Origin of the sequence: Ruminococcus sp. HUN007, assembly GCF_000712055.1 — a bacterium.
Lineage (GTDB): Bacteria > Bacillota > Clostridia > Oscillospirales > Ruminococcaceae > HUN007.
Map to the genome: position 1 here is coordinate 17,639 of NZ_JOOA01000001.1, position 13,127 is coordinate 30,765.

Annotated in this window: 2 protein-coding genes; both read right to left on the bottom strand. The window is 41.3% G+C overall.

All coding sequences use genetic code 11. The features are described from left to right. Positions 1-2 precede the first annotated feature (2 nt). Entirely contained in the window at positions 3-7,637 is a 7,635-nt protein-coding gene (locus CC97_RS00070) for a hybrid non-ribosomal peptide synthetase/type I polyketide synthase (RefSeq protein ID WP_044973023.1), read from the bottom strand. Positions 7,638-7,654: 17 nt separating this feature from the next. Continuing rightward, on the bottom strand, positions 7,655-13,114 hold the full coding sequence (locus CC97_RS00075; protein ID WP_044973025.1) for a non-ribosomal peptide synthetase: 5,460 nt from the start codon (positions 13,112-13,114) through the stop codon (positions 7,655-7,657). Between the last annotated feature and the right edge of the window lie 13 nt (positions 13,115-13,127).

Below are 13,127 nucleotides of genomic sequence, written 5' to 3' on the forward strand. Positions count from 1 at the left end.
ATTTACAATTCATTCCAGTTATCAGACAAAGCAAGTTTTCTGATAAATGAAACATAGGTTTCAAACATTTCATTAATTTTATCAGGTTCAAATAATTCTTCAACATAGTCCCATATAAGGACGAGTTCGCCGTTTCTTACCAGAGCCTGATGATCAAGTGCTACCTGAGGTGTCTGACTTATCGCATAAAGTTCTTTCGTAACACTGAATACTTCATCATCTTCAGCGGAATCAAGATTTCCGAAAAGCTCACTGGTGAAAACCACAGGCATTACAGCACTGAAAATATTGTTTCCGGAAAATCTCTTCAGCAGATCAAGTCCGTTATAAGTCCTGTACTCAGCCGCTTTCATAAGAAGATCATGGACCGCTTCGGTTTCCTTTATAAAACTTCCTTCAGCATGATAAGGAACAAGAGTTAAGTTTGTAAAGTCACCAAGCAGCTTTGAAACTTCTCTGTTCAGAGGCAGACGGTTATAAAGAGTAAGATTGAGTGAAAACTCTTCTGAACCACCAAATTCTGAAATTATCTTCATGTAAGCAGTGCAAACTGCCGCTGAAGCAGTAACTCCTGTTACTTTCAGCCTCTCATTGAGTTTAAGTGTCAGATCACGGTCAAGCACGTATCGCTTTCTTGAAAAATGAGGTTTCTTTACGCTGTCCGGAGATACACGGTAAGGAAGTGCCGGTGCAGGCGGAAGTAACGGAGAATTTTTCTCCCAGTATTCGCATGCTTCGCGGTAATAATCCTTCTGTTTCAGCCATTCATCTTTTTCAAGAACATACTGTCTGAACGTATAATCAGGGAAATCCACCTTTTTGCCGCTGTACAGACTATAGATCTGACTTATCATCATATTTGCACTCCAGCCGTCAAGCAGCATGCAGTCAAAACTGAAATGCACAACAGTTCTGCCATCGTCAGTCCTGCTTACAGATACATCAAACATTGGCCATTTTCCTGTTTCATAAACAAAAGCCTTGTTTTCTTCGCGATATTTTTCAAGTTCTGTTAAAGTCAGTTTTCTCTGAACTATCCTGTAATACGGAACTTCCTCAAGCGGTACCTGAGTTCCGTCATCCAGAACAACAGACTGAAGTATATCATGATTATCAATCATCGTATTGACTGCTTTCTCAAGTTTCGCCACATCAAGATCATTCCATTCGAGTTCAGCGTAATAATGTGCGCTTGTGCCGCCAAGTTCATAATCAGATGATCTTCCGAGAAGATAAGCTTTCTGTACAGGTGTAAGCGGATAAGCATTTTCTGAATAATACTTTTCCAGTTTTTCTAGACGCTCTTTTTCGGAATCAAGCCATTTTAAGATCACACTTTTCTCTGATTTTATCTGAGCAAGAAGCTCATCGGTCAGAGCACCTTTAGCAGCACGGAATTTCAGCTTTTCTCCTTCTGAACAGAGCTCTATTCCGAGATCGCGATACTTCTTTACAGGATCATATCGTGAGTTATCTTCATATACCCTCTTAACTACTTTACGCTTTTCTGATGATAACGCTTCTTCCTTTTTGTCCGCTGCATCCGCAAACATAGCAGTTATTTCAGACACACTTCGGCTGTTCAGCATTTTGGTGATAGATGGTCTGATTCCGTAAACACTTTCAAGTTCATCGGCGAGATGGATCATTTCAACAGATGAAACACCCAGCCTGCCGAAATTATCAGAAGGATGGATATTATTTATTCCAAGGATATTCCTTATAGTCAGAAGTACAGGATCAGCATTATCATCGGTCATATCATTCTCAGATATACGTTCTGACCGCTCGTGATATATCGCAGTCAGTCGTCCGGAATCGACTTTACCGTTTCCTGTAACAGGAAGTCTGTCAACAGCAAATATATTTTCCGGGAGGAAATAATCCGGAAGATATGCCATAAGAGATTTTTTAATCTCAGAAGCATCTATCTGATCTGATGTTTCAATGAATGCTGCAATTTTCTTTGCACGGTCGCCTACAGGAAGAACAAATATTCTTTCCCTTATTCCGCATTTTCTGAATGCAGATTCTATTTCAGCAGTTTCTATACGATAGCCGTTTATTTTGACCTGTCCGTCTTTTCTTCCTAGAAATTCAATAATACCGTCTTCAATATATCTGCCGTAATCGCCGGTGTCATAAACACGTTCACCGGCTGCTGAAGAATAATAGAAGGAACGTTCGGTGATCTCTTTCTCGTTATAATAACACTCAGCAAGTCCGCGTCCCGCAATATGCAGTCTTCCGCTGACTCTGTCAGGGCATCTTCTTCCGAATTCATCGAAAATATAGAATCTCTGATTCGCAAGCGGATAACCATAAGGGACTGACTTCCAGTTTTCCTTCAGTTCATGAACATCAAAATAATTTGACCATACTGACGCTTCAGTAGCTCCGCCCATACTGGTAAGCTTACAGGACGGAAGTGTCTGCTTTATCTTTTCAGGAAGAGTCATCGGGATCCAGTCACCGGAAAGTATTACTTTCCTTATGGTGCTGTTCTGAATATTTTTCTTCTTCAGATAATCGGTAAAAATATCCATAAGTGCCGGAACACTGTTCCATACAGTGACACCGTTCTCCGAAACAAGTGCATACTGTTCCTTAGGATCTATTCTCTGTTCTTCAGTCGGAAGCACCAGAGCACCTCCGGCAGTAAACATTCCGAAAATATCATAAACAGAAAGGTCAAAACTTAGTGCTGAAACTCCTATCGCTCTGTCTTTTTCGTTTATACCGTATTTTGAATTTACATCAGTGACCGTATTCATGGCAGATCCGTGCGCGATATACACACCCTTCGGAACGCCGGTTGATCCTGATGTATAAATGATATATGCACCGTCTTCAGGAGTAATAACTGTTTTTTCAAAGTTTCCGTTGCAGGACTTTATCATTTCCGGAGTAACAGTTTCAAGAACAAGTTCATCCGTATTCCTGTTAGTTATGATCGCAAACGGAGCAGCTTTTTCAATAATACTCTTTGTTCTTGCGACCGGCTGATCATGAGTCAGAGGAACATAAACGCATCCTGCCAGGAGTACACCCATTACAGCATAAATCTGTTCAAATGACTTCGGAAGGTCTATCAGTATCCTGTCGCCTTTTTTCGCACCTTTTTCATGAAGTAAAGAAGCTGTTTTTATAGCCATTTCATTAAGTTCGCCATAAGAATAGCTTTTTCCGCCTGTTATAAGCGCTGTTCTTTCCGGATGTTCCGAAGCGTTCTTTTCAAAGCCCTCTGTCAGTATCGTTTCTTTACGGATAATCTCAGTAGAATTTGCCTTCAGATGAACAGCACGCTGGGAAGCAGGGCGAAGATCAGTAAGTATAGTACTGAAGAACTTCTTATCATCTGAAGCTCTTTTAATAAGTCCGGTATACACTTCAAACATTGCATCAACAACGCCTTCTGCAAATACAGAATCCGGTGTATCCCATGAAATAACAGTGTCCTCATTCTCATAAAATACCTGATGGTCGAGGCACACCTGCGGTGTTGATGAAACAATACTTCTAAGTTTTGATGCAATAACCGAACCAGACATATCACTGTCATTACGTACACCAACTGCACTGGTAAAAATAACATTATACATTCTGTCATCCTGATGAAGCTTTCTGAGCTTATCAGTAAACTCTACTGCAGAATAATCGGCATGCGCAATATTTTCGTGCATGGTTTTCTGTATTGCCAGAGCATTTTCTGCTATCGAAACATTTTTTCTGTTTACTTCCACTGGTGCAAGCCTTGTAAAGTCACCGACGATTTTTCCTATATCTGGTGAAATATCATGTCTCCTGAAAACTGTAAGCATTACGGCAAAACTGCTTCCACCGCCAAATGCTGAAAGTACTTCTGAGTACAGTGAAAACAGTGCTGCTGACGGAGTGAGTCCGTATTCTGCTGCGTTTTCAGAAAACTGCTTCCATTTTTCCTTTGATATATTCTTCCTTCTTCTAATGAAAGTTCTGTCGGCACCGGAAACGAATTCTGATGAGATATACGGCAGTTCAGGTGCTTTCGGAAAATTCTCAGCCTTTTTACTCCAGAATTCTTCATCAGATCTTTCTGTCGCCATTAATTCTTCGTTTTCGCGGGTGAATTCCAGGTAATCCCTGTAAGTGATCTCAAGAGGTTTCAGTTCATCTCCATTGTACAGTTTTTCAAGATCATTTATGATAATATAAAGACTGGCTGCATCGGCGATCATAAAGTCGATGTAGAAATGCATTCTGTAACAATTATCATTCAGATGTGTGAGCCTGATCTGATACATAGGATCTCCGAGCGGAATGATCATACCGGACATTTCATTTTTTACAGTTTCCAGATGATCTGAAAGTTCATTTGCTGGAATGTTATCATATATTCTGATATCCGGATGAGACTCACGTTCAATATACTGAACTGCGTCTTCTGTTATCCTGCATCTTAGCATATCATGACGCTCTTCAAGCTTTCTTACTGCTTCAGCAAATCTGTCAGTATCAAGGTTCTCTATATCACCTTCGAAATAAGCACAGCATGCTTTTCCGGAAAGCAACATATTAGGATTGTCTCTGCCTGCCCAGTACGCATACTGAACATCATTCAGAGCAAACGGTTCATAACGTTTTTCTTCATCTGTCTTTACACAATCTTTTTTCTTTTCTTCCTCACCCGATGCATTTTTTACCGCAGTCACTATTTCACCGAATCTGCAGTGGTCAAACAGCTGTTCCACCGGTAGTTTTACCTTCAGAACGGAATAAATTTTCGTAATAAGTCTTACTCCGCTTACAGAATCTATTCCAAGTTTAAGAAGATTTGTATCATCAGTTATTTCATTCTCAGGCACTCCGGTAAAATCAGCTACCAGACTGCGGAGGATCTCTGATTTGTCGGTACTTGTATACTTTTCATTTTCATCTGTAAGATCCGCAGCGACACTTACAGAACTTCTTTCTGCGAATGTATGGATAAACGGTATTCTTCGTTTATCAAAACTGTAATTCGGTACAGCACAGCGCGAAGCACCGGAAAGTACATATGCCTTTCTGATATCGCATTCCGCACCATGAAGAAATGCAGATGTAATAACAGACGGTATTCTTTCTTCAGCGTCACAGTCCATATCAGCTGAATGTATGCATACAGCAGTTCCCCCGGTTATGCTCTCTACAATACCTGAAAGAACTGGTTCCGGGCCTGTTTCTACAAATATTCTGCCGGAATTGTCTCCAAGGTTTTCAATACTCTCGCAGAAATGCACTTCTGAAAGAATATGTTCTGCCCAGTATTCCGGAGATGCGATCCTTTCGCGTTCAGGTCTGCCGCTGATATTCGAAATTATCTCTATGGAAGGAAGACTGAATTTTACTTCCGAAGCTGCCTTACGGAATTTTTCAGCTGCTTTTTTCAGCAACGGTGTATGGAACGGTCTGCTTGTACGCAGAACTTTGAACCTGATACCAAGCTGTTCTGCTTTTTTGAGAACGGCATCAGTTTTTTCTTCAGTACCTGCAATAACTGTCTGCGAACGGCTGTTTGAGAGTGATATAAATACTTCATCCTGATCACTGATCAGTTCGGCGGTCTTTTCACGTCCTGCAAATATTGCTGCCATTCTTCCCTTAACAGCATATTCTTCAAGTATCTGGCCTCTTAAAGTTACAAGTTTAACTGCGTCTTCCGGAGTCATTACTCCAGCAATACACGCAGCTGCATATTCACCTATACTGTGGCCGATAACTGTATCAGGTTTTAACCCCAGACTGATCCACATTTTCGCCAGCGAATACTCACATGCAAACAGCGCAGGCTGTGTATAAACTGTTCTTTTCAGATCATAATCGCCGCTGAATACAATGTCATAAAGCTTTGAGCCGGTAATTCGGTTATAGTACTTAGCACACAAATCAAAAGTTTCACGGAAAACCGGAACTTTATCATAGAAAGTTTTACACATTCCGCTGTACTGAGAACCCTGACCGGTAAACAAAAAAACGGTTTTTACAGGTTCTTCTGCCACAGTGCTCTCCATTGATACGCTGTGCCCTTTCGAAACAGCCTCTTTCAGTACCTTTTCAAGATCTTTTCTTCCGGAAACTGTTATACAGGTTCGGTTACTTAGCTTAGCCCTTGTTGTATTCCACGAATATGACAGGGATGTCATATCCGGATATATCCCTTTACTCAGATATCCGAGCAGTCCCCGCATATTTCTTATAACACCGTCAACAGATGGCGCTGTAAATACAAACGGGTACACAGGCATTTTTCCGGGAACATTTTTTCTGACTGACCTGTACTCCTTCATAACGATATGAACGTTGGTTCCGGATAATCCGAATGAACTTACACCGGCTATACGTTCACGTTCGCCTGTATTCCATTCGGATCGTTCAGAAGCAACACGAACCGGTATCCTGTTCCAGTCAATAAAACCTGATGGCTTGTCAAAATGAAGACTTGCCGGCATCTTTTTTCTTTCAAGCATAAGAGAAGTCTTGATAATACCAGCTATACCTGCTGCTCCTTCAAGGTGACCGATATTTGTTTTGACCGATCCGATAAAAACCGGAGATTTCCGTTCCCCGAGGGCTTCAGCTATCGCCTTGGCCTCGATCGGATCGCCAAGTGCCGTACCGGTACCATGTGTTTCGATATATCCAAGGTCAGATGCGCCTATACCACTCTTTTTCCACGCAGTCTTCAGAAGTTCAGTCTGTGCTGAACCGTTCGGAGCAGTAAGCCCTGAACTTGCACCATCCTGATTTACAGCAGAACCAATAATAAGGCTGCTTATTCTGTCGCCGTCTTTTTCGGCATCGGAAAGTCTTTTCAGAACGATTGCTGCTGCGCCTTCTCCTCGTACTGTGCCTGATGCGTTTTCCGCAAAGGCTCTTACTTCTCCGTCAGAAGAAAGAATGCCAAGTCCGGCTATCTTTTTCGTACTTTCCGGAGAAAACATGATATTTACCCCGACTACAACTGCTAAGTCACAGTCGTAGTCCCGCAGATACTTTATTGCTGTGTCTATCGCAACTGCCGACGAAGAACACGCAGTATCGATGGAAATTGACGGACCGCTGAAACCGAAAAAGTAAGAAATTCTGCCTGAAAGGAATGAATGATCAATACCTGTTATGTTGATCTCGTCATTGTTTTCATGCATATAGTTTTCATGACCGAAATCATTCTGAACAGCTCCGGCGAAAACCCCGACTCTTTTACCTTTAAGTGAATCAGGTGCATAGCCGGCGTTTTCAAGCGCCTCCCAGCACACTTCAAGTGCGATCCTCTGCTGCGGATCAACTGAAGCTGCTTCTCCCGGAAGCATCCGGAAGAGTCTGTTGTCAAACTCTTCGATGCTGTCAGCAAGGAAACCCGCCTTTTTTAGTCTGTCATCCTCAAGATATTTTTCCTTATCGTATTCGTTCCATCTGTCATCAGGAACTTCACTGATAACATCTTTTCCGTTCCACAGAACATCCCAGTAATCATCCGTATTTCTTATGCCGCCCGGCAGTCTGCATGACATACCGGTCACAGCAGCCGGTTCTGAATGACTTCCAGCCATTCTTAAGCGTTCCTTAAGATTTCTTATCTCAAGGAGCGCTTTTTTCATCAGTTCTTTTTCATTATGCATTTTATAGCCTTTCCTGTTTACGACTTTATGATCTTTGCAGTCTCAGCGATCTTAGCTATGCTTTCCGGCATTTCGATACAGGTGTAATGGTCACCGGCAACATCTATAACTTCCATTTCACCAATACATATACTGCTCCAGAAAGATCTGTCTTTTTCAAATTCGTAGAACATCTTACTGTTGCCCTCCGGTCTTACATATCTTATATCGCCAAAGTATGTATCCATTTCGCAGGAGTACGATCTGAGTATACGGCAGTAAAAATCAAACATACTCTCAAGCACAGACGGGATAATGCTTTCAGAAGTCTTTTCTGCAGCAGCCGCTGCGTACATTCTGAAGCGTTCATCCTTATCGGTTGCTGCGAGTTTTTCCATACCGGAACAAAGTGTCTCAAATCTGCTGTCTGATCTAAGCTTTTCATAGCATTTTTCTTCTATTTTTCCGTCTGTATCTATCAGATACTTAAACATATCTTCAATATCACAGTTTACGCATTCTTTCATCATTTCAAGATTCCCGAATGTGAGGCCGTAGTTCTGAATGAACATCATTTCAAGGAATATCCTGTCTTCAATAAGCCACGGTACTGTCTGGGAATCTATAAGAAGAACATCGTCGATTTCGATTCCTTTTTCCGCAAGACGAACAGCACACTGAGATGCAAGCCATCCGCCGAAACTGTAACCTATAAGCTGAACATGTTCTGCTCCGGTTTCTTCGATCAGTGCGGAATAATCGTCTGCGAGTGTGGGAATTATTTCCTTTTCATCCATACTGAAGAACTTTTCAGTATCACCGAGAGCAATCGTCATAACGTCTCCGGCATTCTGAGCAATCAGTTCATTTACAAGGCCGCGCAGTATATTAACTGTACCAAATCCGGCATGGAAGACCACTCTGAGCGGACCTTCACCTGCACTTATTATTTCAGCATTGCCGATATGACCGTTTTCTTTTCTTCTGCTTTCCTCTGCTTCATGTTCACCGTTCTTCACGGACTGAATGAATTCTGCGACATTATAAATATCAGGATTATTTAACATAAATCTGAGAATTGAGTCAAACGGAACATCGTTTATCATAGTTTCCCTGATTTTTCCCGTTATCTGGGCCATAATAAGAGAATCCGCTCCGTGATCATAAAAACTGTCATGCAGGCCAAGGCCCTTAAGTCCGAAACTTCCGAGTATCTCAGCAACCGACCTCTGAAGATCAGTCATGCCGGACATAACAGAATCATTTCCGTCTGTCTTATCTGCGGCTGAAGACGTCACCCTCTTTTCAGCGATTGAACGCAGTGCTTTTTCGTCTGTTTTGCCGTTTGCTGTAACAGGCATATGGTCAAGCATGATATATACGGAAGGGATCATATATGAAGCAAGATTGTCACGGATAACCGAAGAAATATCTTCACCGCTTATATTTACCCTGTCCGTCTTCATCTGTTTTACAAACAGTTCCATACCGTAAGTCTCAAGAGAACTGCCAGGTTCAGGAAGTACAGACAGTGATGAATCTGGATCATTCTCATTGAATATGCTCTGCCACATCTGAGAATCAATAAATGCTTTGTCTTTTCTGATATCATCCTGCGGCTTTGTCATAAGAAATCCCTGTGAAGCAAGTATCCATGCTTCTTCTCTGAACGGTTCCGTGAAAAGGAAATATCCGCCCGGTCTTGCAAGTCTTCTTATCTGAGCAGCGCTGTAACGTATATCCTCTGCATTTTCAAGTACGCCTACAGCGATTATGATATCAAACGAGTTCTCTTCAAATCCCTGTTCACTAATATCTCTGTCTATGTTAAGTACAGAAAATCTCATATTCGGATTTCCTTCAAACTTTCCTTCCGCCAGCGGAATAAAATGAGGATTGATATCAGTTACATAATATGTATAATCCATTCCTTCAAGAGCTTTTGTCACCTGAAGTGAAGTAGCACAGGTTCCTGCACCTATTTCAAGTATCCTTACCTTCTTATTATTCTTTGCGTAGTTTGCAGCGAAAGAACATATACATCTGTTAAGATACTGTGACATAAGATTGTTTACATACATATCAGTAACGACATCTGTTGATCCGTCCGGATAAAGAAGCTTGACAGGATCAGTATCACCTGAAAGAAGTCCGTTCAGTTCGGTTGCGGAATTCCTGATATAACGCATAAACGCAGCAGAATTTGAAATATTTCCTTCTTTGCTGATCAGATCATCCCATTCAGATCTGTAACTTTCTTTATCGACAGGAATGAATTTGTCTGTAAATTCAAAGGTATCCCCATCTGATCTCAGTATATTCTGATTTACAAGATCCTTAAGCCAGTATTCAACCAGCCACTGATATTTTTCAAGTATTTTACCCGAACTGAAAAGATCATTAAGTACAAAACTTTTTTTATTTCCAGAGACCTCATACAAGGCATTTGCCATACCGGAATAAAGAAGTTCATTCTGTATGTCAAAAGCAGCGATCACTCTTTTAATATCCGTATTTTCAAATACTTTTTCGGCTTCGGTATCTATTCTGTACGTAAACTTTTCAAATTCATTTTTATATTCATTCTGAGCTGAATCATCTGAAAAAGCCGGTTCATAACAGCATACAACAGCATGTTCATTTTCTGATGACAAATAGATAACTGAAGCAGCTTCAACTGAATTAACGTGATTAACTGCACTCTCTATCTCTCCGAGTTCGATACGGTGACCGTTCAGTTTTATCTGTGAATCAGAACGCCCGAGGAATTCTATTTCTCCGTTGTAATGATACTTGCCCACATCTCCGGTCATATACATTCTTTCTCCGGAAACAGGATGTTTTATAAACTGTTTTTCTGTCTTTTCAGTATCGTTGTAATATCCTTCAGCAAGTCCTTTTCCGAGAATATATATATCACCTTTCACACCGACAGGGCACGTTCTTTTTTTGCTGTCAAGAATACAGAACTGCTGGTTTGCAAGCGGATAACCGTAAGGTATACTTGCAAATCCTTCTGACAGTCCGTTATAGTCATGATAGATCGACCATATCGCTGCTTCAGTTGCACCGCCAAGGCTTACCACCTGCGCATTTGCTGAATATTCATGAATTTTGTCAGGAAGTCCGAGCGGGATCCAGTCGCCGGAAAGCATAACAAGTCTCAGTGATGAAATATCAGGGATTTCAGATTCATGATCAAGATAAACAGTAATCATATTCAGCAGTGACGGAACACTGTTCCAGACAGTTACTTTATTTACTGAAAGAAGTTCTGCAAGATACTGAGGTTCTTTCTTGCGGCTGTCTTCAGGATATACAAGCATTCCGCCGACAGAAAGAAGGCCGAAAATATCGTATACAGAAAGATCGAAAGTAAGCTGTGAAACGCCGAGCACACTGTCATCTGGACCTACTGCATATCTGCGGTTGATGTCCTCGATCGTATTTACCGCAGCCTGATGGCTTACAGCTACACCCTTCGGTTCTCCGGTTGATCCTGAAGTAAAAATTATATAAGCAAGATCTTCTGCAGAAGCCTTTTCTGTATCCGGAAGCATTCCTTCCTCATTTAACTCATCAGCATATATTACACTTATTCCGTCAGGATAATCGGTAGTATCCCCTTTAAGAGTGATAATGTATTTTATATCTGCTTTGTCTATGATCTTTTTTATTCGGTTTGCCCCCTGTTCAACAGATACAGGAACATATACCGCACCTGCAGCGAGAACTGCAATTGCACCTGCTGGCTGGTAAACAGATTTTTTAGCAGCTATTCCTACTCTGTCGCCCTGTTTTACACCGTTTTTATCAAGCGCAGAGCATATTCTTCCTGCTATTTTCATAAGATCAGCGTATGAATATTTTTCCGATCCTGCAATAACAGCAGTTTTATCAGGATATTTTTCTGCTGATGAAATCACTTCAGAATGAAGAAGATGTTCAGGAAGTTTGCAATCAGTATCATTTGCCTTTCTGTACAGTTCTTCCTGATAAGCAGGATAATCATATCTGACAGCATGTTCGGCAGATTCGTCTTCCGCGATCTTCATCAGTATTTCACTGAAAAGCATGAACATATCATCAAGCATCTTTTCATCGAATACATTTTTACGGACATCCCAGTTGACCTGCATTCCGAAGTCCCCGTCCATGACCTGACAGTCAATGAACACCTGCGGCGTCTGGCTGATACCTGTACCAGTTACCATACCCTTAAGCGACTGCGCATTCATTGAATTCAGAAGACCTATAGCACTTGTAAACACATACGGCATAAAAGCTGCATCAGCGCCTTTTCTTCTTGATACTTCACGCATAAATGAAACACCGCTGTAAAGGCTGTGATCAAGGTCTTCAAACAGTTCCCTGCTTGCTTTCTGTGCTGTCGAAGTAAAATCGGAAGTGTTTTCAAAATCCACTTCAAGCATATTAAGACTTGTAAAATCTCCTACTACCTTGCCTATATCACGGTGACAATCCTGTCTGCCGAGTATCGTAAGGTTTATCGCAAACCTTTTGTTTTCACTGTAACGTTCAAGTACAGATGCATATGCTGTAAGCATAAGAGCAGTCGGAGTAACGGAACAGTTTACCGCAGCTTTCTTTATCTTAGCCCATTGTTCAGGGGTAAACTGCAAAAATCTTCTTTCAAACTCCGCCTTTGAGTCCGGATCATATTTTTTAGTATCAATATGCGGGCATTCAGGAAAAGTTTCAATTTTATCAAGCCAGTATTTTCTGTCATTTTCATATGCTGCTCCAGCCTTAAGCTCACGTTCCGCAATAACATAATCCCTGAAACTTACCGATATCTCTGGAAGTTCTGATATTGTTCCGAAATAAAGTCCCTCAAACTGCAGAAGCAAAAGCCAGATACTTGTCCAGTCAGCAATTATAAACTCAATGGAAAAATGCATGACCGCACTGTTTTCGTAATTTGTAACACCCACTGAAAAATAAGGCCAGCTTCCTACCTTATAACTGCTGTGCCCCATTTTCTTCATTACTTCATTTCTGTCAGTGCTGCCGTAGTCGGTAACAGTAAAATGAGGAGCCTTTTCCATTATCTGCTGATAGCCTTCCTCATGGATAACAGTTCTCAGCATTTCATGATGTGCGATAAGACGATTCCAAATGTCTTCGGCGCGTTTCACGTCAATATGTTCATAGTCAAGCTGAAGATAAATGTGACACGCAACACCGCCGTAATCAAAAAGGTTCTTTCGTCCCATAAGATAAGACTGCTGAACATCGGTGAGCAGGAACGGTTCAAAACGGTGTTCAGGATCTTCAATAATTCTGATTCTGCCCTTCATGCCGTTTAGTACATCTATTATTTCCTGCTTGTATTCCTTAAGTTCAGCCATATCTTCCTTCTTAAGAATACCGTTTGCAGCTCTGAACTTTATTTTGTCTTCTTCGGTCCAGAGTTTAACACCTTTTGCTGAAAGCCTTCCGATTATCTCTTCAGCTTTACTGTTTCTGTTTTCCATTCGATCACTCCTG

What these genes read in the sequence shown, in the direction of transcription:
- CC97_RS00070 (WP_044973023.1), bottom strand. Translation starts at nt 7,637, where the DNA reads ATGCATAATGAAAAAGAACTGATGAAAAAAGCGCTCCTTGAGATAAGA.
- CC97_RS00075 (WP_044973025.1), bottom strand. Translation starts at nt 13,114, where the DNA reads ATGGAAAACAGAAACAGTAAAGCTGAAGAGATAATCGGAAGGCTTTCA.